This window comes from uncultured Algoriphagus sp. (assembly GCF_963974835.1).
Lineage (GTDB): Bacteria > Bacteroidota > Bacteroidia > Cytophagales > Cyclobacteriaceae > Algoriphagus.
This window is the reverse complement of the sequence record NZ_CAXBET010000002.1, coordinates 12,241-35,709: the sequence shown is the minus strand read 5'-3', so window position 1 is coordinate 35,709 and position 23,469 is coordinate 12,241. Positions and strand designations below refer to the sequence as shown.

Annotated in this window: 16 protein-coding genes and 1 tRNA gene; 3 read left to right on the top strand and 14 right to left on the bottom strand. The window is 38.2% G+C overall.

What is annotated here, in order from left to right:
• Positions 1-569 precede the first annotated feature (569 nt).
• From AACZ73_RS06270 to AACZ73_RS06255, 4 genes are all read right to left on the bottom strand, one after another.
• Positions 570-1,976, bottom strand: coding sequence for a sulfatase (locus tag AACZ73_RS06270; RefSeq protein WP_339876408.1), 1,407 nt, complete (start codon positions 1,974-1,976; stop codon positions 570-572).
• A 79-nt stretch (positions 1,977-2,055) separates the two neighbouring features.
• On the bottom strand, positions 2,056-3,609 hold the full coding sequence (locus AACZ73_RS06265; RefSeq protein ID WP_339876406.1) for an arylsulfatase: 1,554 nt from the start codon (positions 3,607-3,609) through the stop codon (positions 2,056-2,058).
• Between the two features lie 270 nt (positions 3,610-3,879).
• Entirely contained in the window at positions 3,880-4,587 is a 708-nt protein-coding gene (locus AACZ73_RS06260) for a gluconate 2-dehydrogenase subunit 3 family protein (protein WP_339876404.1), read from the bottom strand.
• 3 nt (positions 4,588-4,590) lie between these two features.
• A complete protein-coding gene (locus AACZ73_RS06255; protein WP_339876402.1) occupies positions 4,591-6,333 on the bottom strand; it encodes a GMC family oxidoreductase in 1,743 nt (580 codons plus the stop codon).
• A gap of 576 nt (positions 6,334-6,909) precedes the next feature.
• On the opposite strand from AACZ73_RS06255, the gene AACZ73_RS06250 reads away from it, so the two are divergent.
• Positions 6,910-6,983, top strand: a tRNA-Pro gene (locus AACZ73_RS06250).
• Between the two features lie 314 nt (positions 6,984-7,297).
• Here the strand turns inward: AACZ73_RS06250 and AACZ73_RS06245 are convergent.
• The 4 genes from AACZ73_RS06245 to AACZ73_RS06230 form a co-directional block, all read right to left on the bottom strand.
• The gene (locus AACZ73_RS06245) at positions 7,298-8,035 is read right to left on the bottom strand and encodes a DNA-binding response regulator (protein ID WP_339876399.1); all 738 of its coding nucleotides are present in this window, start codon (positions 8,033-8,035) and stop codon (positions 7,298-7,300) included.
• Positions 8,032-9,114, bottom strand: a complete 1,083-nt coding sequence (locus tag AACZ73_RS06240; RefSeq protein WP_339876398.1) for a histidine kinase — start codon at positions 9,112-9,114, stop codon at positions 8,032-8,034. Before AACZ73_RS06240 ends, AACZ73_RS06245 begins: the two co-directional genes overlap by 4 nt.
• Positions 9,115-9,212: 98 nt before the next feature.
• The gene (locus AACZ73_RS06235) at positions 9,213-10,205 is read right to left on the bottom strand and encodes a kelch repeat-containing protein (RefSeq protein ID WP_339876397.1); all 993 of its coding nucleotides are present in this window, start codon (positions 10,203-10,205) and stop codon (positions 9,213-9,215) included.
• 4 nt (positions 10,206-10,209) lie between these two features.
• Entirely contained in the window at positions 10,210-11,481 is a 1,272-nt protein-coding gene (locus AACZ73_RS06230; protein ID WP_339876395.1) for a DUF4270 family protein, read from the bottom strand.
• Positions 11,482-11,716: 235 nt separating this feature from the next.
• Here AACZ73_RS06230 and AACZ73_RS06225 point away from each other — a divergent pair, with 235 nt between their 5' ends.
• A complete protein-coding gene (locus tag AACZ73_RS06225; protein WP_339876393.1) occupies positions 11,717-12,940 on the top strand; it encodes a hypothetical protein in 1,224 nt (407 codons plus the stop codon).
• Between the two features lie 5 nt (positions 12,941-12,945).
• On the top strand, positions 12,946-13,479 hold the full coding sequence (locus tag AACZ73_RS06220; RefSeq protein ID WP_339876391.1) for a hypothetical protein: 534 nt from the start codon (positions 12,946-12,948) through the stop codon (positions 13,477-13,479).
• A gap of 2,635 nt (positions 13,480-16,114) precedes the next feature.
• On the opposite strand, the gene AACZ73_RS06215 is transcribed toward AACZ73_RS06220, so the two are convergent.
• The 6 genes from AACZ73_RS06215 to AACZ73_RS06190 all read right to left on the bottom strand — a co-directional run bounded on the left by AACZ73_RS06215 (position 16,115) and on the right by AACZ73_RS06190 (position 23,467).
• Positions 16,115-17,344 (bottom strand): WcaI family glycosyltransferase, encoded by a 1,230-nt coding sequence (locus tag AACZ73_RS06215; protein WP_339876389.1) that lies wholly within the window; start codon positions 17,342-17,344, stop codon positions 16,115-16,117.
• Positions 17,345-17,749: 405 nt separating this feature from the next.
• A complete protein-coding gene (locus tag AACZ73_RS06210; RefSeq protein WP_339876387.1) occupies positions 17,750-19,402 on the bottom strand; it encodes a capsule assembly Wzi family protein in 1,653 nt (550 codons plus the stop codon).
• Position 19,403: 1 nt separating this feature from the next.
• Positions 19,404-19,964 carry a WcaF family extracellular polysaccharide biosynthesis acetyltransferase gene (locus AACZ73_RS06205; RefSeq protein WP_339876386.1) on the bottom strand — a complete coding sequence of 187 codons (561 nt, stop codon included), beginning with the start codon at positions 19,962-19,964 and terminating at the stop codon, positions 19,404-19,406.
• Positions 19,954-21,042 carry a glycosyltransferase family 4 protein gene (locus tag AACZ73_RS06200; protein ID WP_339876385.1) on the bottom strand — a complete coding sequence of 363 codons (1,089 nt, stop codon included), beginning with the start codon at positions 21,040-21,042 and terminating at the stop codon, positions 19,954-19,956. The genes AACZ73_RS06205 and AACZ73_RS06200 overlap by 11 nt, the downstream gene beginning before the upstream one ends.
• A complete protein-coding gene (locus tag AACZ73_RS06195) occupies positions 21,039-22,127 on the bottom strand; it encodes a glycosyltransferase (protein ID WP_339876383.1) in 1,089 nt (362 codons plus the stop codon). The genes AACZ73_RS06200 and AACZ73_RS06195 overlap by 4 nt, the downstream gene beginning before the upstream one ends.
• On the bottom strand, positions 22,124-23,467 hold the full coding sequence (locus AACZ73_RS06190) for an O-antigen polymerase (protein ID WP_339876381.1): 1,344 nt from the start codon (positions 23,465-23,467) through the stop codon (positions 22,124-22,126). The genes AACZ73_RS06195 and AACZ73_RS06190 overlap by 4 nt, the downstream gene beginning before the upstream one ends.
• Between the last annotated feature and the right edge of the window lie 2 nt (positions 23,468-23,469).

Genomic DNA, 23,469 nt, shown 5'->3' with positions numbered 1-23,469 from the left:
ATGATAATTACGATCAAAAAAAAGGCAGGGACATCCCTACCTTTTTTTGGTTTTCAGGACTTAGCCTTGACTTCCAAGCTCTGATTCAAAATACAGTTGAACGTATATGCAAAGTCAATCCTTTAAAGTGATTTAAATTCAGGTTATTCTAGATTTCTAACATACCGGTTTTAACACTCTTTAGGCTTTTTTAAAATCAAACCAGAGACTTAAAACTTCTCAGTTGACGTTATTATAGCGAAGAAAATCTTAACCCTAATTAGATTTTGTGTGGAGATAAGTCAGAGGCAAGGCTGCGTGGATTTTAAGGAATAAAACCCACGCAGTCCCTCTGCACCACGCGATGTGTATATCTTATATCCTAAGATGCATTTTTTCAGAATCATTTCAGTTTTTTAAAAACCACTTCCTTACTTTTTGAACCGGCAAAAATTGATTTCAAAATCCTCTTCCCTGCAGCAAGAAAATACTCATACAAGGGTCGAAAAATTGGATTAAAGGAAAGCAAATGGCAAACTTTATTTAGTCGCTATAAATAAATCCTTTCTTATTCAGAATATAGATTTAAGCTAATTATCCCCTATTCTCTTCTCCAACTGTGTCTCTCCAAATACCATTTCTTTTGAATGTTTTTTGGCAAGATCACTGATTTCGGCTACTATCTGAGGGTGTTGATCTGCCAGATCAAAACGTTCTGAAGGATCATGTCCTAAATTATATAAAGTCTGTTTTTCAAGTTTCTCAAGCTTCTCAGGGTATCCAGCAGGATTATTACTGTAAAAATAAAGTTTATAATTTCCTTTGCGTACTGCAAAAAGACGATCGCCATGATAGTAAAACATCTCATCCCTTGGCGTACTTTCTTCTCCTCTAATTACTGGACTTAAGTCTAACCCATCGTAAACACGATCTTGAGGCATTTTTGTACCAGCAAGTGAAGTGATGGTAGGCAACAAATCCAATGTGCTTCCGATTTTGGAGATCACGCCTGGTTTCACATTTCCAGGACCCCAGATTACTGTAGGAACCCGCACCCCACCTTCGTAGCTCGTACCCTTTCCGCCAAAAAGTGGACCTGCACTTCCACCCTGCTCATTGTAAACCAACCAAGGACCATTGTCAGAAGTGAAGATCACATAGGTATTTTGATCGAGGCCATTCTCTTTTAAAGCATTCAAAATCTCTCCCACAGACCAATCAATTTCCTCAATCACATCTCCATACAAACCACGCTCGCTGGTTCCTCTGAAATCTCCTGAGGCAAAAAGTGGCACATGAGGAAGTGAATGGGCTAAGTAAAGAAAGAATGGTTTGTCCTTATTGGCATTAATGAAATTCACCGCTTCCTCAGCATATCTTTTGGTAATGGTGTTCTGATCTGCAGGCCGCTCGATGATCTCGGTATTTCTCATCAGCGGCACATTGAAATACTCGATTTTTGAATCGGCAAAAGCTTCCTTGGCAGTGATGTCATTCATCCGATCCATATCATTGCTGTAAGGAATCCCGAAATACGAATCAAAGCCATGGCTGGTGGGTAAGAACTGAGGTAAATGACCCAAATGCCACTTTCCAATGGCAGCAGTAGCATAACCCGAACCTTTGAGAAGTGTGGCTATTGTATTCTCATAAGCTGGGAGTCCACCTCCTGAATCCGGAAATAAAACCCTTCTTGTATTGGAATACATTCCGGTACGAACTGGGAGTCTTCCCGTCAAGATTGCCGATCTACTCGGAGTGCAGACGTTTGCTGCTACATAGAAACTTGTCCATTTTTGGCCTTCGACAGCCATTTGATCAATATTTGGAGTCTTGATCGTAGGATGACCAAACGTGCCCAAATCTCCATAACCCTGATCATCGGTGAAAATGATAATGAAATTGGGCTTTGTTTCATTTGAGTTTTGCCCAAATGCAAAAGATGTAATGAAGAAGAAAAGAACTACTAGCTCGAGGTAAATTATGGGTCGTTGCATACTGATGTCAAATTAAAAATGGAAGACATTACACATATGACTGTACTAAGGTCTTTCATTGTAAATTACAGAAAATGACTTATTTCAAGACTACATCTTCCACCTTGACATTCATTTCCCCGCGGATAGTCTCATAATCATTGATCATTTCTTCCAATTTCTGAGGATTTGATTCCGCTAGATTGTTCACTTGGCCGATATCACTTGTGAGGTTATAAAGTTGATAATTTGGATCATTTCCTATTTCAATATTCACAGACTGGATAACAGCCGTCCCCTTATATGGTGGTATCATCAGCCATTCTCCTTTACGCAAAGCCGTTCTGCCAGTCGCCTCAATCATTAAATCTGTTCTACCGGATTTCTCCTCTCCAAGAAAAGTAGAAAGGAGGTTTTGACTATCATCTGTGGTTTCAGTACTTCCTGTCAAAGCAGCTAAAGAACTTAGAAAATCAATTTGACAAACCAAAGCATCAGATACCTGAGGCTGGATTTTGTCTTTCCAGTAAACCATGAATGGAACACGTGTTCCTGCTTCGAACAGGCTGTATTTCCCTCCCCTCAAGGGACCTGCTGGAGTATGATCTCCTAGCTTTTCCACCGCATCATCGTAATAACCATCGTTTAGAACGGGGCCGTTGTCAGAGCTGAAAATAATTAAGGTGTTCTCAAGCAAACCTTCTTCTTCCAAAGTTTTCATAAACTCTCCTATCATCCAGTCTGCCTCCAATATCACGTCTCCTCTTGGACCCATACCTGATTTCCCTACAAATCTTGGATTTGGCGTTCTTGGCACATGAGGTTGCTGAAATGCATAGTAAAGGAAGAATGGACCGTCTTTGTGGGTCTTTACATAGCTCTGGGCTTTCTCCAAAAAGTGATCTGCCATATCTACATCAGACCACTTGGCAGCTTCTCCACCTTTCATAAATCCAATTCTAGGAATACCGTTCACGATGCTGTTGTTATGCCCGTGATGCCACTTCATTGTGGTCAATTCTGGATTGTCCTTTCCTGTTGGCTCACCTTCGAAATTCTTTTCATAACTCACCTCGATAGGATCATTGGGATCTAGATTTACCACATCACCATTTTCTATATAAACTGTGGGTACACGATCTTGGGTTGCTGCCAAAATATAGCTGTAGTCAAAGCCTACTTCATTAGGACTTGGGCTAATATGCTGATTCCAATCTACGTTTCCATTCCCTAAACCCAAATGCCATTTACCGACAACACCAGTTTCATAGCCTTGCTCTTTAAGCATTTTGGGAACAGTCATTTGTGATGTGCTGATCAATAAAGGCGCTGTACCTGGAAGGATTTTCGCATCCTTATTTCTCCAAGGGTAAATACCTGTCAGTAAAGCATATCGACTTGGAGTGCAGGTTGCCGAAGTGGCATACCCGTTGGTAAATCGAATTCCTCCATTGGCCAACTTGTCCATATTAGGCGTAGAAAGCTCTGTTGCTCCATAAGAACTCAAATCACCATAACCCAAATCATCCATATAAATGATGACGATATTTGGCTTTTTCACCTCTGTTTCTTCTACTTCCTCTTTTGGGGAAGCGCAATTGAAAAACAGAACAGCTCCTGTCAATCCTAATAAAAGTTTACTTTTAAGACTCATGATATATTAGTTAGGTATGCTTATTATTTTTAAAACTTTGAGAAAAGAAAATCAAGTAGAAATGGTTTAAGGCTATCGCCTTGACCGTGGATCTTCCTTTTACGATACAAATGAGTGTCAGGGAATTTTAAGCTATTTATCCTAAATATCAATGAAAAAGGGATAAATGGCTTATTGAACTTTGCAATCATGATTCACCAGAAAAAGCATAAAAAAACCAACGAGCTTTCGCCCATTGGTTTTTAATGATAAAGATTAGAGAAAGATTAATTAGCCAATAATATTAGCATCGTCATCCCACTCGATGATTGTACCTCTATCCTCAGGCTTGAGGTAAAGAGGAAGATATTTTTCTTCAAGCTTCACACCATGCTTATCCATCACCTCTTGAGGAACACCGTCCCATGCATTCGGTGTGTTACCTACATATCCTAAATACTTCCATCCAGCCTCAGTAGAGAAATACCCTGAACAAGTAAGGTTTCTAACCAAGTTAAACCAATGAACCGCACCACTATACTCTTCTTTTGCTTTGTCAGGCCATGCTACTTCCTCTACAATCGTCATGACTTCAGATTCACTAAGTTCATTGAAAGACTTACCGAATTTTTCATCAGCTTCATAGTCCAACCACATCAGTCCTCCACGCATAGGCACTTGATTTCCTGGCTGGTCCTTCATCATAAATTCCATAAAATCCACCACGCCAACTTCTGAAGCTGCAGGTGATTCATCATCTTTTGGCAAAATGATATCCACCAAAGTATTTAACTTCTTACGTTCTTCATCTGTGAAGAAAGTTTCAGAAAGCAAGTTTTGGTCACGTTGCTTTTCTTCTTCTGTCCTGCCACCTATTGTACCTCCGGAAAGTAAGTCCTTCGCAGGTAATTTCTGCTGTTCAGGAGAACAGCCAGTCAATAATAAACCTGTACCGACAGAGCCAGTAAAGAGTAATTTTAGATTTTCTCTTCTGTTCATGACTTAGATATTTTTCTTTTTTAATTCAGAAACAATGTAATCGGAAGTTCTCCAAGCAAGAGCCAAAATGGTCCAAGTTGGGTTTTTATCCGCTTGTGACACAAATGGTCCAGCGTCCACTACAAATAGATTGTCGCAATCATGCGCCTGACAATTTGAATTCAAAACAGAGGTAGAAGGATCATTTCCCATACGAGTTGTCCCTACTTCATGAATTATTCTTCCTGGAGCCAAAAGACCATATTTGGACTCAGGTCCTGGTTTAGTACCTAAGAGGATTCCGCCAGCTTCGGTAAGGATCTCTTCGAAGGTATCGTGCATATGCTTAGCCTGCTTTACTTCCTGATCTGTCCAGTTGTAATTAAATCTAAGAACAGGAATTCCATATTTATCCACAGTGTTAGGATCAATCTCACAGTAATTATCATACATCGGTACGCTTTCCCCTCTTCCTGACATTCCCATGGTAGAACCATACAATTTACGTATGTCCTTCTTCATTCCTATTCCGTAGCCACCATTCTGACTAGGTTCACCAAATTCATCCTTAATGTATTGGCGCATGGAATTCATGCTTCCTCCACTTCCATAGGCTGGCTGACTCATACCGCCCCAATATTCTATATGGTATCCTCTCGCAAAATCCAACTTCTTATTATCTCCCCACCAAGGTGTATACATGTGCATGCCCCCTACTCCATCTTCATTGTAGCGCTCACGATCCATCATGCTAGGCACAATTGCCATGCGGTCAGTTCCGGTGGAGTCATGAAGATATCTACCTACTATCCCGAAGCTGTTGCCTATACCGTCCGGATGTGATTTAGACTTGGAATTCATCATGATTCTAGCAGACTCACATGCAGAAGCACCTAAGACAACAACCCTTGATTTTAACTTATACTCTTTCATGTCCACCTTGCTCACAAAGGAGACACCAGTTGCTTTTCCGGATTCATCTGTAGTCACTTTTCTGACCATGGAGTGAGTGTATAGATCCACCTTACCCTTCTTCATAGCAGGATGGACCAAGCAAGTACCTGCCGAGAAATCAGCATATACCTGGCATGCTCTATTACATTGACTGCAAAAAAAGCAAACTCCTCGCTCCTTATTAATTGGACGAGTAAGCATGGAGAGTCGAGCAGGAATCATAGGAACACCAGTTTTATCGGCACCTTTCTTCATGTATAGCTCGTGCAATCTTGGCTTTGGAGGAGGAAGGAAAAATCCATCCGGCTCATTATATATACCTTCTTTGGTGCCAAAAACGCCTATTAACTTATCTACTTTATCGTAATACGGCTTAAGATCATCGTAGCCGATTGGCCAATCGTGACCTAATCCATCTATGCTGGCACGTTTGAAGTCGTTAGGACCAAAACGTAGAGAAATCCTACCCCAGTGATTAGTTCTTCCTCCAACCATTCTAGATCTGAACCAATCGAACTCAGTCCCATTCTTTTTGGTATAAGGTTCTCCATCAATATCCCAACCTCCTATAGCGGCGTCAAAGTCACCAAAAGGACGGATACGTGTACTAGCACCTCTTCTTGGCGATTCCCACGGTGGCCTCAACTGTGTACGATCCTCTTCTTTGGCTGGATCAAAATCTCCACCAGCTTCCACTACTGCCACCGACAGACCAGCTTCAGAAAGTATTTTGGAGGCCATACCTCCACCCGCTCCAGAACCGACAATTATTACATCGTAGGCCTCCCCGGAATTTTTGATTTGAAAACTCATTAGTTAGAATTTACTTTATTGATGTGATTCAAATTTGAAAAAATCAGTTGGGTTTCAGTATTCGCGCAGCTGACTTCTTCTAATCATAAAATAACAAAATAATTTCTTCCCAAACCTTCTCAATTACCTATTCAGACTCAATCCAAAAATAATTGAGAAAGATGTTTATATACTAATTCAGACATAAAACTCCTTATCTAGCTAATAATAAAGCTTTTAATTCGATTTGGGTCCTGGTTTTTGTGTGAATTATCTTAATAAAACTTCTTCTATTTTTTTATAAATGGATAATTAACCTTTTGAAAAATATCCTTTTTGCTAGCTAAAGTCCAAAAACATCAAGTATGGGGATGTAAGTAGACTCCTTAAATACCATAAGGCTGATTTTTAAGGATTCTAAAGGATGAATATTGTAGTAGAACTTTCAATTGATGTACTAGCTGAGATATGAAAATGCGTCATAAATTTTCTTGCTGTATTTTTTTTAGAATCATTTTCAAAAAAGTGCTTGTCGGAAATAAATTTTACTACATTTGCATCCGATTCAAGAGCAAGTCTTGGGTCAAATTGAAAGTTCGGGGTGTAGCGTAGCCCGGTATCGCGCCACATTTGGGATGTGGAGGTCGTAGGTTCGAATCCTGCCACCCCGACGAAACCTGTTCCAAGGGAAATCAAAAGCCTGTAAATCTACTGATTTACAGGCTTTTCTGTTTTTTAGACTTTAGTTCATATCAACAAATATCAAAAAAAATGTGAGTTATACGGTGACCAATGCTTAAATTTCACGCACAGAAAGTGACTTATCCTTCTGTAAATCAAATTTTTGCATATAAGCAATTAAACCAAATTAGACGCGATTTGATGCGATTTCGTTGTGCGTTATTCGGTGACCTTTTTAAAATGATGTAAAAACCTTTAAAACAATTCAATTGTCATAATAACCACTAACACTTTTCCACTATTCTCAAATCTTATTATTCACAACCAATTCATAGAAAAAATCCTTGAAACTGTTCCCAATCAGAATAAACTCTTCCTTGGTTTTCATCTTGACCCGGTTTCGACTGATGTTTTCGATTTTATCAATGGAGATAATATGTCGTTTATGTACTCTTACAAAACCTTTAGAGAACAGCGAGGTTTCATAATGCTTGATGCTACTAAGTGTCAGTATAGGCTTAGGTTCATTGATTAAATGGATTTTTACATAATCCTTATACCCTTCCAAAATTACAATATCCTTCAGATTGATTTTGATTGAAGAATATTCTGCTTTGACGAAAATATAATCCTGGGATTCGCTGAAAGTGAAGTTTGTCGGAGCAATCTGGGCAAAGGGTAGTTTGGCACCGATGGACATCAGCTTATTTACAGCCATGAAAAAGCGTTCGAAACTGAATGGCTTGACCAGATAATCTATCGCATTTATTTCAAATCCCTTAACAGCAAAGTCGCTATATGCTGTTGTGAAAATGACCTTTGGTTTTACTGGCAAATTCTCATAAAAGGAAATACCATTTATGTCAGGCATATTGATGTCCAAAAAAATCAAATCTACAGAACTGGTCAAAATCTTATTGATTGCTTTCAATGGAGAATCAAAAGTCCCAACCAACTCTAATACAGGGAATTTGCTGATATAGTCTTCCAATACATCAATAGCTAAAGCTTCATCGTCGATCACTATACATTTGTAGTTCACTTTTTTATTGTAAGAAAAGTTTTAAATAGATTTTTTTCCCGTTTTTGAAGAAAGGAATACTTGCCTGGATAGATCAGGCTGAGTTGATTTTCGAGGTTCGTTATACCCAGTCCGGCATGACTTTTATTCATTGTGTTTTCATGTTTATTAGTAAAACTGTTGATAACCGAGAATTTAAGAGCCACGTCATTTTCTTCCAGTGAAATGAGAATAAACGAAGGCGTGATGTAGCTGATCCCATGCTTGAAGGCGTTTTCCACGAGCGTCATCAATATCAATGGTTCGACTAAATAATGTACGTTTTGGATCGAAACTGTGAAGTTGATATTTGGCGCATTCTTTTCTGTAAACTTCAACTTTTCCATTTTGATGTAATTCTGAATGAAGGCAATCTCTTGTTGGATAGGAATTTTACTTTTGCCCGCCTCATAGAGTACATGTTTTAGCATATCGGATAACAAGAGTATAGCATCTGTAGTGTCATCGGATTTTTTTCGGGCAAGTGCATAGATATTGTTTAATGCATTCAGAAGAAAATGGGGATTAAGTTGGTTTTTGAGAAAGTTTAATTGACCGATTGCTTTCTCCTTTTCCATTGCATCGTTGCGCTTTCGCTCCTTGTCAAAAAGTACAATGAGTTCAAAAGAGGTTCCAAGCCCCAGAATAAGTAGGAATCGAAAGATATAAGAGAAGGTTCTGAAGTAAATCGGGTTAGGCATGAATCCAAATTCCCGAGGTTTAGGCATATTTTCGTTTCCAAGGAAAGCAGGCCTGTTAGACATCATTCTTTCAGGATCCCATAGGAAAGTATTGATTAAATAATAGATGGCCAGAGATAACAGCAGCAGGATTAATACGCTTAAAAAGTAATTGCTGTATGAGCGTTTGGATATGAACTTGGGGATTAATAATGTAATGTTAAGGATGTAAAAAATTACCAGATTGAGATTGGTAAAGGCTATCATTAATACTTCACTAAGACCTTCCTGGTGCAGGGAAAAAGGAGGAATGGATTGTGATAACAGCACACTAATTATTAGGAGGTGTACTGTCCCTTTTAAAATTTTCCTTTGCTCCATTGGTTTGAGATTCGATCAAGTGGCAAAGGAAGCTGAGACTCAGCTCCCTATTGCAACATGAAACGTTGTTTTAAGATAATTTAAAATGAGAACCTACATCAATCGTCATCATCTGATTCCTCAAATGGCAGAAATTCCCAGATATCATCAAAACGTAAAGAAGAACTGGTCCCAAGTAGAACAAAGGCCCTGTCACCGTCAGAAAATACCGAAGCGCCGGTTCTGGCAGTGCCTTCAAAATTAGTTCTGTCTTCCCAGACATCAAGCGTTGGATTGTATTCCCAGGTTGAGCTCGCCAATGAACCCTGCGATCCAGTGGTTACATAGCCTAAAGGACCTATATTAAACCCTACAGATTCACTTCTAGCGATGGCATAATCATCATCTTCGTCCAATGCCTCTTTTTCACTCCAGGTTTCTGTGTTGCCATCAAATGCCCAGAAGTCATATTCATATAGGCCGTTGTTAACTCCTCCCCCTATATACGCCACCTCGTTTATCACAAAGACAAATGCACCTGAACGCTTTGCCCCTCCCATACTGATAATTGATTTCCATGAGCCGCCGCTTTCAGGCTGATACTGCCAGAAGTCTTTTTGTTCACTTCCGTCAAATCCAGTTCCGATATACCCTTTTCCGCTCAAAGAAAAACCTATGGCATTATATCTTGCCGTTCCTGGGAAGGGAGTTTCCTCTGTCCACGTATCCGTGTCAGGGTCATAGGACCAAAAGTCCCTAAGCCTGTTTTTACCATCGTATCCAGTTCCATAATAGCCTTTGGAGCCAATAGTAAAAGCAGCTGCATTGGCTCGTGGACTACCAGGGAAGTCTGCGCGCCTAGTCCAAGCGTCAAGGACGGCATCGTATTCCCATAGATCTCTCGTGTATTCATCCCCTGTATATCCGCCGACTACGAAGAAGCGGCTGCCGATAGTAAAGGCAGAGGAGTGGGAACGATTGCTACCTTCAAAATACGATCTACGTACCCAGTTGCCTTGCGTGGTGGTATCTTCGGTGTCTTGACAGGAATAGAGCGACATAATCACTAATAGTGCCGTTAGACTTGATAATAGCTGGTTTACTTTCTTCATAATGTTAGTTTAAGGGGATAATTGTGATTTCTACTTTTGATTTGTATTGGTTGGCGTTTTCTCCTACTATCATGTATCCCATATTGAAATAGGATGCTGAGGTAATTTCCAGCCATATACCATCTGTTTGACGACTTCCTGAAATTTGACTTCTCACAAATTCATCTATTGGAATTACGAAATAGGTTGCTTCTTGGAAGATTTCATCAAAGCCTGTCAGGGTTGCCTGAGTTAAATACCTTTTGATATTGTTGTTTTTGTCGATACTATAGACATCGAAAGTTTGGATTGGAATATTGAAGCTCCCGTTATAGGTGCCCTTTTTAACGGGGATGTGGAGGTTTGCCTCAGAGATGTAATATTCATAGGGAACATCTCCCAGGTAGGTAAGGTCTCCTAAATCTATCCTGATGTATGAATATCCCAGTTCGTCAGCTATAGCTAAATTTTGGGAATCGGATGCAGGGATTTGAACATAGTTTTCCGCTTGCGCAAAAGGAGTATTGGATCTATTGACATTCACATTCGAGAAGCCCATGGAATTTTCTCCCATGGGAATTTTATATTCTTCATCTTCTTCGAGCAGTTCAAGTGGAGGTTTGTGATAGATTGAAATGTAGGATTCCTTAGAAAGTAGCATTAGCGGACTTTGACCAGTGACCTCCAGCATAAATCCGGGGAAGAAGTCCAGGAAATCCTCGTTATTTTCAAAGATTTTTTCCTCACCACGCGCTTTTTCAAATAGAAGTGTGGCAAACTCCATGGGAAGGGTAATCCTAATAGAATCTTCTGAAGGCCTATAGCGAATCGTTTTGCTTATCAGTGGGTTTCTTTTTGTTGAAAATGTTTCAAAATCATAGAATACATCATCGTCATTTCGGTATTCTAGGCGCTCAGTGATTTCATAGATATTTAGGGTAAATTCTGGTATAGTGTCAAAATAATAACTATCTATTTTCATGATAAAAACAATAGAATCTAAGAGTGTTTGGTAATCAAACCCTGTGAAAGTACTACCTAACCCAAACTCGAAATAGGGCATTGCTTTCACTGTACCTCTGTTTGGATCAGTATTATTCCCTAGCAGATAAGATTCTTTTGTACTGGTTACCAAGCTGTCTTGGAAGTAGCTTGAATAAGTAATGTCAGTCGTTTCAATTTTATGGATATTGAATTCATCCTCGATATCTACTTTTGGAATTTCCTCTAAAAAGCTATTTTCATAACAGGAGCTGAGGACTAATACAAGCAAGCAGAAGCTAATTCTGGACTTCATTATTTTTTGATTCAAAGCTAGCGGCCTTGTCTCACAGCCGGTGATAAAATAGAAGAACAGGGGGATTTTCTATACGAAATCACATATCCTATCTATGAATGCTGTTTTGCGTTTTTTCGGAAAACATGACTGTATGTCTATAAAGATGCTGTCTTGGTCGATGAGAATTGTACGTTGCTCTAGTATCACGTCTGTGCCTGGTAGCTGTGCTTAGCTTGCACACAAAAATTCACAGATGATCAAATACTTTCCTGGCTTGTTGGTTTGCTTTTGGCTGATGTCGGTCACCTCAGGACATGCACAACGGGGGCACGGGTCATTATATTCAACTATTGGCCTGGGTCTACCTACCTATGACAATTATGGACTAGCCAAAAGAATGGGAGGAGTTGGAGCAGGTACAAGATCTCCTTATTTCCTAAATACGATCAACCCTGCTTCGCAAAATAGCATAGGCGTCTCCCACACTTTCATACTGGATGTCGATGCTTCGTATAATCAACAGAAGATTACGACTGGTGGTGAGGCCATCTCAAATAATTTTTCCAATCTCAATTACTTCAGTATGTGGTTTCGGATAGCACCGAAATCCACGCTTTCTTTCGGGCTAAGTCCCGTAACCATTCAAGATTACAGCTATTCAGACACCCATTACTTTGAAGGTTTTTCCGACAAATACACACGCATATTTAAGGGCTGGGGAAACATCAACAAGCTTTATCTGAATTATGCCACCAGTCTTGGATCACGCATTTCTATAGGTCTCAGGCCTTCATTTCTTTTCGGGAATTTTCAAAAGGAGACAACTTATCTAGACAAGCACGAGGCGGGCTATTTGTACTCGAGAAATAACTCGTATTCAGGTTTTGGCGCCGAAGTGGGTATGCAGGTAGATCTCCTTAAAAATGAAAAGCGAACACTTACACTCGGTACCACTGGACAATGGTATTCGGATCTAATTGGATCAGGAACCTCCCAAGTAGCTGAGTATATAGGGCTGGTAGATCTATATGAGGCCGATGAAATTGAATTAGGTTATCAACTAGGTTCCACTGTTCGATCTGGACTTTCGTTCCAAAATAAATCCTGGACTGTAGGAGCCGATTTTTTATATGGATTCGCGACGGATGAAAACAAGTATAGCGTCCAAAACCAGGTTTACAGCATCGGAGCTGAATTTATGCCCAATTATTTTGGCTCAGAATTCATCCAGCAGATGAGCTTTTCACTAGGGGCAAATTACGATACGGGTTCTATTTTGATAAAAGGAGCAAAGGTTTCTGCCTATGAAGTGAGTACGGCTGTAGGTGTTCCGCTCAATAGATCCGCAAGGCTATCCCTTGGTTATAAATACAGAAGCATGGGTGACATAGAAATTATATCCAAAGAATCTCTGAACACGATCACACTGAATTTCACTTTTGGAGATTCCTGGTTTTACCGCAGAAAATTTGAATAATACCAATGAAAACAAACATACTGATACTACTTATGCTGGTAGTGAATATCTCAATTGCTCAGGAAACCAAAAGGCCCAAGGTGTCTAGTTTTTTTGATATGCCTGTTGAGAATCTAATGGGGATTGTAGATTTTGACCTGCAAGAAGTAGCAAAGCGGGTCAATATCAAAAATGAATCCACTGACTACCGAAAAATGTCACGTATTATTTCATGGTACCAGACAAAAACCGATAGTATCTACGAGGTGAACAGATTTGAGTTGGATGCTATAGAAAGCGCCTATTGGAAAAAGGTCCGGGCAATAGATGATATGAATAACTATGACCATGTTTTCCATGTAGCAAAGGAATACATAGATCAAGTAAAGCCCTATAGTCCTCCAATTAAGGCATTGGAGTCGGAAATGAATGGATGGGTTTATGGATTTTTGAATGCTAAACAGTATTCAAAATGGGAGTCATATCTAGCTAAAAAACATAAAATGATGAAACCCAAAACTCCTATGCCGATGAATAGCCTACCGGGTGAATTATTATGAAAAAGTACTATAAATAAAAGATCATATAATTAAACCTGACCCTTACTTGCACACACTATTTAATTACAAAATAGGATTGTCCTTAATCATGCCAGTCACCTTAGATTCTTTATTTATCAGGTTGGAAGACCAGTGACCGAAGACTCCTGCGGTGGCGGAAAAGGCTGAAGTGGTCTCAATACTTTTGCCACTTTAGTGGTAGGAAAGTGGATATTGACATGAGTCGAAACCCTAGTTAAAGGTTATTAGTTGGTATGGAAGAATTTAAAATGGTTAGGAGATCTAGCATTAGGAGAGCATGCCGTAGGTATGCCATGTGGGTAGCCTAGGGTTTTAACCCTAGGGTGGTAAAGAAGAATATATCAACAGCGCTGGCCCGGGATCGTCTAGCGGAGATGTGGCGTTTTGCCAGCAAGATGTAAACGGAAATTATTTTGGGATTTACCTCCGGAGATCTCTACTTTTTCCGCCGTTCGAGAGATGCGAAGTTCGGCGAAAGGATAAGAACATTTTCATTTGTGGAAATTCTATCTTCAATTCCTCTATTGACTGGAAGAGGTAATGTGAATATTATTTTCCCTGATACTTTTGAGACCAAAAGTATCCAAAAGTCTTGCTGAAGCCTGCCCTGCTTTCTGGCCAAATCCTAAATTCTTTCACAGAAAGAATTATTTACGGATTGTCCCCACGCACATACCAGCCGCCTGGCCCGCTATTTCAGCCTCCTCACGCGCCGTAAAATGGCGATTGGGTTGGGGATTTGAAATGGTCTGAAGTTGGAAGTTATATGTTGGAAGTTATATGTTGGAGGTTGTTGGTTGGCTTTGTGTGGCTGACACTTCGACTTCGCTCAGTGTGACAGGAGTCGAAGTCTTAGGAGGAGTTTTAAATGAGAAAATTAAGAATTTAAAATGGAAAGAGAATTGGGATTTGGAGAGCATGCCGTAGGTATGCCATGTGGGTAGCCCAGGGTTTCAACCCTGGGATCAAGAATTATATTCATTCCACAGCGCTGGCCCACAATCATCATTTGGAACTAAGACGTTTTGCCAGCAAGATGGAAACGGATCCATTGAAAAGTTAAAAGTTGGAGGTTAGGAAGTGGGAAGTTGGAAGCTGGTGCTTTGTTATCAGAAATTTAAAATGAAGGAATTGAGAATTTAATATGGATAGAGATCTAATTTTTAGACAGCATGCCGTAGGTATGCCATGTGGGTAGCCCAGGGTTTCAACCCTGGGATAAAGGATTATATTCATTCAACAGCGCTGGCCCACAATCATCATTTGGAAAGAAGGCGTTTTGCCAGCAAGATGGAAACGGATAATATTTGGTTTTTATCTGTGGTAATCTCTATTTTTCAGCCTTTCGTGAAACATGAATGTCGGAGAAAGGATAAAAGTATTTTCATTATTGTAAATTCTATCTTCAATTTCTCTATTAACTGGAAGAGCTAATGTGAATATTATTTTCCCTGATACTTTTGAGACCAAAAGTATCCAAAAGCCATCGTCAAAATAATGCTTCAACGCGCAAGGCAGGACGCTGGCCCGCTATTTTGACAGCCTCACGCGCCGTATACATGGAGATTAGGGTGGGGATTTGAAATGGGCTGAGGTTGGAAGTTGGAGGTTGGAAGTTATATGTTGGAGGTTGTTGGTTGGCTTTGTGTGGCTGACACTTCGACTTCGCTCAGTGTGACAGGAGTCGAAGTCTTAGGAGGAATTTTAAATGAGAAAATTAAGAATTTAAAATGGATAGAAATCTAATTTTTAGACAGCATGCCGTAGGTATGCCATGTGGGTAGCCCAGGGTTTCAACCCTGGGATAAAGGATTATATTCATTCAACAGCGCTGGCCCACAATCATCATTTGGAAAGAAGGCGTTTTGCCAGCAAGATGGAAACGGATAATATTTGGTTTTTATCTGTGGTAATCTCTATTTTTCAGCCTTTCGTGAAACATGAATGTCGGAGAAAGGATAAAAGTATTTTCATTATTGTAAATTCTATCTTCAATTTCTCTATTAACTGGAAGAGCTAATGTGAATATTATTTTCCCTGATACTTTTGAGACCAAAAGTATCCAAAAGTCTTGCTGAAGCCTGCCCTGCTTTCTGGCCAAATCCTAAATTCTTTCACAGAAAGAATTATTTACGGATTGTCCCCACGCACATACCAGCCGCCTGGCCCGCTATTTCAGCCTCCTCACGCGCCGTAAAATGGCGATTGGGTTGGGGAAATTGGAAATGAGTAGAAGTTGGAGGTTTGGGGTTGTTAGTTGTTGGTTAGCTACATGAAATTTAAAATGAAGGAATTGGGAATTTAAAATGGAGAGGGATTTGGGATTAGGAGAGCATGCCGTAGGTATGCTATGTGGGTAGCCCAGGGTTTTAACCCTAGGGTGGTAAAGAAGAATATATCAACAGCGCTGGCCCGGGATCGTCTAGCGGAGATGTGGCGTTTTGCCAGCAAGATGCAAATGTATCCTAATATGGAAAGGGTTGGGAAACACAGAATAAGATGTGCCGATGAATTAAACCGTTCGTGGCGACACTATAAAAAAAGGACTGAATAGCGTCTATTCAGTCCTTTTCAGTATCCATTTCCAGGTTGGATTACAATAATTATGGCTGGATCAGGCGTGGTTCTCCAAAAAATGTTCAAACCCACTCAATACAGATTCTTTCCCAAGATTACTCACTGCATACACCCTCGCGTTTGATTTATAGATCTGGGCGCTTTCATCATTCAAAGCTTTTACTAAACCTTCATATAATTCTGCTGGTTCACCCGGATTTACCAGTATCCCCATTTTATGTTTTTCCACCACTTCAAAGAGGGTGGTTCCAGGTCCTGCAGTAATCAGTGCCAGTCCACCCGCGGAGAATATACCTGTCAACTTTGATGGCATCACCAGGTCAGAAGCCTCTTTCTTTTGAAGGACCAAATGCACATCAGCTACAGCAAGAAGTCTTGGCAAGTCCTCATAGGCCTGAAGCGGAAAAAAGAAGGTGTTGTCCAGCCCCATTTCTATAGCTAGGCTTTCCAGTCTCTTCTTTGCTCCTCCTGAGCCCACTATTACAAATTTGACTTGCTTGTCCACTTCAAAGGCTAGGGCAAGATCCAGAATCATTTCCAGTCCCTGCTTCTCTCCCAGATTCCCTGAATAAAGCACCACCTTATCTGTCGCAGAAAGGCCAAATTCCTTACGCAGAGACTCTTCTTTGCTCAGTGGCCTGATAAAATCACAATCCACCCAGTTCGGAAAAATAAGCTGCTTGGATTTGGGAATACCTTTATTAGCGATTTTCTTCTCCATGCCCTGACTGATCGTGCTAACCCAGTCACTCTTATCAAACAAAAACTTTTCCACCTTGAACATGATCTTCAGAAATAGCTTATTCCGGATCAGTTCCATATCCTTTACCACATCCACCTGTAGATCCTGAACATGAGAGATTAGTTTGGCACCCTTGATCCATTTATAGACAAGTGTGTAAGCTGTCAGGTGAAAAGGAGGATTGATCACTAGTACATAATCATACTTTTTAGAAACCATTAAACCTGCCCATATGGGCATAGACGACATAATGAATGAAAACTCATGTATGATTTTTCTAAGCGCAGTGGGATGGTGGGGAATATAAAGCGGGCATCTGAATACCTTCACTCCATTCACGTATTCTTTTTTCCAAAAAAACCTGGGATAATCAGGATGCAATTCCCACTCCGGATAGTAGGGATGAGCAGTGAGCATAGTGACTTTATGTCCTTGCCCAGCCAGGTATTCATTCATTTCTCCTGTGTATTTTCCTATTCCGGTAAGGTCAGGGGAAGTGTTAATACCATATACTAGTATTCGCATTTATTGGGTGAGGGTTGGGGGTATTGGGGATAGTTGGTATAGTAAAAGTAACCTTAAAAAGGGAATTTTTAAAATGGGGGGTTTAAAATGAGAAATTTAAAATGGAGAATTTAAAGTGAGGGATTCAAGTATTAAAAAAGAGATTAATTAGGTAGGTTATAAAAAATACAGAATTGCACATAGACCATATCGTCCACCGGTTATCAATCTTCCAATCAACACTTATAGAAATAGGTAATTCTATTTTTTGGTAAATGTATATCCGCAATTGCACCAGTAAAATGTAAAAAGCGACTTAAAGTAAGGTAAACACTAGCATTGCTGGTACTTCGGTCACCCGTCATCGGTCTTCAAGCCTGATGAGCATAGAAAAAGAGGTCACTGCTATTATTGCGGAAAATCGTATCACTTAAAAGTATAGATCACATTCAGCTGAGTGGAAGTAGAAAATAGATTGTTCTGTTTGGGATAGCTTACATCAGCCTGTGATCCCAGGTCCTGGGACCAATAGTAATTGGAGGCATAGGTAAACAGCATCCTTCCCGAAAAGATCAAATTCTTCCACTGATGATCAAAAATAGGTCCTGCCGTAAAATCCATCCAGGGTTTATACCCATTTTTTGCCAGATCAGCAGTATCGTAAAAATCTGCGAAGGGAGCGCGCCTTTCCAGGTACAGACCGATTTTATTTAAATTTTCCACTAAAGACAACTCTACCATCTGCACATTAGCCCCCATCCCAGCCCCCACTCCCATGGCCTGATCCCAGCTGGTAAACCCACCAATCGTGCCATTCGTGCCCCAAGGGGTAGTACTATTGGCTCTGGTAATCCAATTGATAGATTGTGCCTGCTGGGTCATTTCTGATCTGATCTGTACTAGTTTTTCTCCAGGTAAATGAAACACCTTATTTAATCCCAGTAAATACGCTCTGGAATGGGCTAGACTTATGGTCAGATCACGCAAATTTAACGCATGATCCCTGCGCCCGAATTCCCCGTAGAATTCTACCCCTGCCTTTGGTATCACCTGCCGAAAGAATACGGTAATCTGCTGATCCCTTCCTCTATCAGACTCCCCTACCAGATCAGAACCCACAGACTGCTTGGTCACTCCCCAGAAGACCGGGAATACATCTATAAAACTGGTAAGACTTACCGAATCAGTAAAAGTCTGTACCGTTCTAGTAGCCCCAAAGGAAAAGCCCTTAATCCACTTGGGCTGAATGGAAAAAGTAAGTGCATTTAAGTATCTATTTCTGTTTGGCTTCTGTCCTACTTTAGCATTTAAATTATCTTGTTGAAGTGGGGTGTATTTTTTTGATTTGGGAAGGCCGGAAATCAACTGAAATTCAAAGCTCCCAAAAAATGTTTTTGCAGGGCGGTGCGTGCCGGCGGTGACATGAAAGAAGCCTGGAGCATTATTGGAGAATGTAAGCGCATTCCATTGCCCAGGTCCCCACCAAAGATTTCGGGTAGACACCCCCCCTTCAAAGGCTCCTAATTTTAACACCGCTTTGGATTGTCCCAAGCCCACTCTTGAATAGGAATTCTCACCATATATTTCAGGTTGATCCCCCCTTCTAAGTCCTTGATAGAAAACAAAATTTATAGACCCTTCCTGAAAACTCCGATATCCTATATAAGAAGAATTCTGGGCCAGGTTTATTTCCGGCTGCAAATCAATCTCAAAAAACTTATGGGATACAAATACACCCCCTGAGGTATAAATCTGCCCCCCTTTTCCCGGGATCATTCCTTGGGGACTATACCAGTAAGGCCTGGAGGAATTCAAAAGGCTAGTCACTCTTAAAGGTACGATACCTACTTTAACTGAACTAAGTTTTCTCGCAAAAGGGGCATTGGGAAACTTGATCCCAGCTTGCTGTAAAAAAGAATAGTTTAAAGAATCTGCATTATCAGTGATTAATTGACCCCTACGGACAGCTTCTTCGTAAACAGGATATCCTGAGGGTAAGCTCTGTGCAGACAAAATCCTTAACGAAAGGAAACAGAAAAAGAAGAATAAATACCTGCCCAAAGTTATTAATTTATACAAATCATTTCCATCTTGCACCTATATTGATTGCCGGATTACCTCTTAAAATAACATTCTCCGGTACTGACTTGGTGACTATAGATCCAGCCGCAAGAACAGAATCGATTCCTACCTCTACATTTGGGCCCACAAATACAGAAGCCCCCACCCAAGAGCCATCATTCAATTTAATAGGCCCATTTCTGAAGGGCATGGATGGATCCCTATAATCATGGTTCCCGCCACAAAGAAAAGCACGCTGACTAATACATACGTTATTTCCAATGGTCAATGGTTCAAAATTAAGCAAAAAAGCTTCTTCACCAATCCATACATGGTTCCCAACTATTAACTTCCATGGGAAATGTATATTTACTCTAGGTTTTATAACTATACCCTCCCCAATTTTGGCTCCGAATAATCTTAGAATTCTAGCTTTAAACGATGATGGAAAAGGAAATGCAGAAAGAAAAAAAAAACACTTTACAAAATACCAAATTATCTCTTTAGACTTTGAAGCACCGCGATCGATGGTCTCCCTGTTGAATTGGCTAAGAAATACCTTAGAAGAATTACCTGACATTTTCTATAACATTGAGAACTTTAGACGTAAAAATTTCTTCAGAAAAATTAGATTCAGCATACTCAAAATTAAATTTGGAGTATTTGTCTAAATAATCAGACAAATTATAACTTATATCGGTCAAAATATCAGCAATTTGTTGAGGAGATTTTGGGTTAACTAAAAATCCATTTTTTGATGAAATAATATCAGGAATTCCAGCATGATTGGTAGTTATAATTATATTTTTAGCGGCTAATCCTTCTAATAAGGAAATAGGCTGACCTTCCATTTTATAGTAGGTAGGTAGAATAAATACATTAGAATTTATAAACGCATTCAGTTTATCATTTCCATTAATCACTCCTAAATAGTCCAAGGATTGGTCTAATTGAGAAAAAAGACTATTAACTTTAACACGGACTGCATTATCAAAAGCTCCAGCTACAGTAGCTTTAAAAGGGATTTGTTTTAGTTTTAATATCACACATGCATTCAAAAAATCAATTATTCCCTTTTCCTCTATTAAATTACTCAAAAATAGAATTCTTAAAAAATCTTTTGGTTTGGAATTAATCGAAGAAAAGGTAGATAAAATGTCTTTCTCAACAAAATTGTATACTACATAAACTCGAGAATCCGGTATAAGGTTATTAAAATTACCTCGTAAAGAATTGGATAGAACAATGCCAGCACTAGCATTAGAAACTAAAAATGTAAATAACTTTTTTTTAATTCCTTTTAAACTTATATATTCTTTACCTAAATAGTTACCATGTAAATGAATAACATAAGGAACTTTGAGAAAATATGCCAAAATAATAAAAGGCGAATATTTAATAATACCATAAAATGTTTGTCCTGGTGTTATATATATTTTTGAAGCGAATAATATTTTTAAAATCCCCTTATAAGACTTTAGAAATAAAAGCATCTTAAATAATGAAAACTTATTTCCTTGAGTTGATGAAACTTTCTTGACATTTGTATTTATTATTTTAAAAGGAATATCATTTTTCTTAAAATTTGAAGCTAGAATAAAGTTAGCGAATGAACATCCATCAATAGGATCAGGAAAAGGACCAATTATAATAATCATAAATTTAATGTGTTAGAACTTAAATAGTTAATACTAGAAGAAGCATTACATATCATATTTTCCATTCTAAGATTTTGACGAATATAATTTCTAGCATTATCTCCTAAATAGTTTAATTCAAATAAATTATTCGAAGTAAAATATTCAATAAAAGATTTCAAATCATCAAATATTTTAGAATTAACCCCATTATCCAAGTATCCATATTCAACGCATTGTTTAACATCATTCGACCTTTTGAAAGTACAAGGAGCTAACCCATAACTCATCGCTTCAACAACTGACAACCCCAACCACCCAGGTTGCAAATAAGCATTTGAAATTCTGAATAGATCATTTTTAATAATATTGTCATACAAAGAACCAAAATCATATACATTAGGAAAAATTGAGAAATCTGGTTTAAAAGTACCGTCGCCTATAATGATAAAGCCAAACTTGTCACTATCAAGATTCTGAATGATTTGCAACAACAAATCAATACGTCTTTCCAAGATATTAAAACGGGCACAAAAAATAAATATAAAAGGTTGATTGATATTATATTTTGATTTTATTCTATTAATATCAAACTTGGTTGCATCGTTTAAAATTAAATCCACATCAGAAATTGTATTACCCAAAGCGACTAAAGGCGTATGAACATCCAGACTACTCAATAACAATTCCTCTCTTTCAGTGTATAGCCAGATATAATCTGACAGATTAATCATTAGCAGCCTTATTTTACTATAATTTTTTTCCTCTCGCAAATAATTATTCACTGAAATTCCATGACCCCATAAAACAATTTTAGTTTTATGAAATCTTTTCGTTAATAATAAAACCCATGTAAAAAGATGACCAGGGTGTAACATTAATACAAGGATCCTAGGACGACCTACAAGTAATCTGTATGGATTAATCCACAGGAACTTAAAAAAACGAAAAGATTTAACTTTTTTAGTAGGAAAGGATTGCAATACATTTAAATTGTCAATATTTAAATTATTGAGAGTAAATAAAGATAGATTAAATTTTTTTGACAGTCCTTCAAAAAAATTTAATCTATAATGAGGAACTAATTCTTGAAATATATTAATCATTTTGGAACATAGACAAAAATAAACTTAGATACAAAAACAACACATAAAGAAAGACCAACCGTATAGGCAAATGCGTTCAAAAGATCTCCTCTTAGCATGAAAAATTGCATACCAAGAAAAATTTTGAACAAAACACTAAATTTAACATTAATAGTTGTATAATTCCACCAATAACATTTATCAATAAAAGAATGCATTAAAGCGAGAACTATAGTAAATAAAAATACTCCTACATATCCAAAATTTATAAAACCTTCACCAAAAAAACTAAGGGAAATATTTGAAAAATCATAATTATATTTATTTGCAAAATATTCTCCACTACTGTAAGGTTTACTTGGCCACAAGGATCTCGGAACAAAAAATAATAAGGTACCTAATAATTGACTCCCATTTGTCACCTCATTCATAGAAATTACATTAACTGTATTTTGATATGTATCAAAATTTTCATCAGAAAACATCGTCAAATCAATACCTATATTGTCGTTAAGCTTATCTAAATCTCGGAATTGACTCAAAAAAGGGAATATAATAAGTAATCCAAGACAAAAAAATAAAGCAAAAGCATAATTTTTAGAAAATACTCTGAAATAGACAATTAAAACTGGAATATATAGAGCTGCTGCTTGAAACCTAGGCATACCTGCAGGAAAATTACTAAATAAACTTGCCAAAATTAGAAACAATTCAAAAAAGCTGAATTTAGAAGATTGATTAATACTTTTATAATAAATCAAGCATACTAAGGGTATTGGTCTAATAAAAAAGTTAATAATTAAAGTTAAGGACGAATTTAATTTAACTCCCTGTTCCGCTGACTCCTTATATCCGCCTCTAAAAAAAATTGACAATAAATTGAAATCTTTAAGATAAAAAAAAATTAATATAGAAAATATACATATAGTAACAACTTTAAATTTTGGAACACGAATATTAAAATCTAATTTTTCAACAAAAAACTTAAACAAAGATGAATTAACTTTAAAATTATATATCAATATATAAAAAAATTGAATTATTATTATCATTAAATTTCCATACAAATAATTATGCTTAGAAAGGGTAAAACCGTTCCAGAAAAAAGAATCCTGTTTAAACTGCAAAGATGGAGCTAAACCAAAAAAAAACAAGAAAAATAAATGAGTAATCAAGTTTAAACTATAAGGATACTGCTTACTGCTAAAAATATTATATAAAGAAATAATACAAATTATAAAACTTGAAAATAATACTAAAAAATCATAATTAAAAGAATCATTAGTAAAAATGAATAAAAATACTAATACAGCAAATATTGAAAATAAATAAAGTTTGGAAATAAGTAAGGAAATATTCATGT

Excerpts from the sequence above, each read along its gene's own strand:
- AACZ73_RS06240 (WP_339876398.1), bottom strand. The coding sequence starts at position 9,114 with ATGGAGCAAAGGAAAATTTTAAAAGGGACAGTACACCTCCTAATAATT.
- AACZ73_RS06220 (WP_339876391.1), top strand. The coding sequence starts at position 12,946 with ATGAAAACAAACATACTGATACTACTTATGCTGGTAGTGAATATCTCA.
- AACZ73_RS06255 (WP_339876402.1), bottom strand. The coding sequence starts at position 6,333 with ATGAGTTTTCAAATCAAAAATTCCGGGGAGGCCTACGATGTAATAATT.
- AACZ73_RS06195 (WP_339876383.1), bottom strand. The coding sequence starts at position 22,127 with ATGATTAATATATTTCAAGAATTAGTTCCTCATTATAGATTAAATTTT.
- AACZ73_RS06235 (WP_339876397.1), bottom strand. The coding sequence starts at position 10,205 with ATGAAGAAAGTAAACCAGCTATTATCAAGTCTAACGGCACTATTAGTG.
- AACZ73_RS06265 (WP_339876406.1), bottom strand. The coding sequence starts at position 3,609 with ATGAGTCTTAAAAGTAAACTTTTATTAGGATTGACAGGAGCTGTTCTG.
- AACZ73_RS06270 (WP_339876408.1), bottom strand. The coding sequence starts at position 1,976 with ATGCAACGACCCATAATTTACCTCGAGCTAGTAGTTCTTTTCTTCTTC.
- AACZ73_RS06205 (WP_339876386.1), bottom strand. The coding sequence starts at position 19,964 with ATGTCAGGTAATTCTTCTAAGGTATTTCTTAGCCAATTCAACAGGGAG.
- AACZ73_RS06200 (WP_339876385.1), bottom strand. The coding sequence starts at position 21,042 with ATGATTATTATAATTGGTCCTTTTCCTGATCCTATTGATGGATGTTCA.
- AACZ73_RS06225 (WP_339876393.1), top strand. The coding sequence starts at position 11,717 with ATGATCAAATACTTTCCTGGCTTGTTGGTTTGCTTTTGGCTGATGTCG.
- AACZ73_RS06215 (WP_339876389.1), bottom strand. The coding sequence starts at position 17,344 with ATGCGAATACTAGTATATGGTATTAACACTTCCCCTGACCTTACCGGA.
- AACZ73_RS06230 (WP_339876395.1), bottom strand. The coding sequence starts at position 11,481 with ATGAAGTCCAGAATTAGCTTCTGCTTGCTTGTATTAGTCCTCAGCTCC.
- AACZ73_RS06260 (WP_339876404.1), bottom strand. The coding sequence starts at position 4,587 with ATGAACAGAAGAGAAAATCTAAAATTACTCTTTACTGGCTCTGTCGGT.
- AACZ73_RS06190 (WP_339876381.1), bottom strand. The coding sequence starts at position 23,467 with ATGAATATTTCCTTACTTATTTCCAAACTTTATTTATTTTCAATATTT.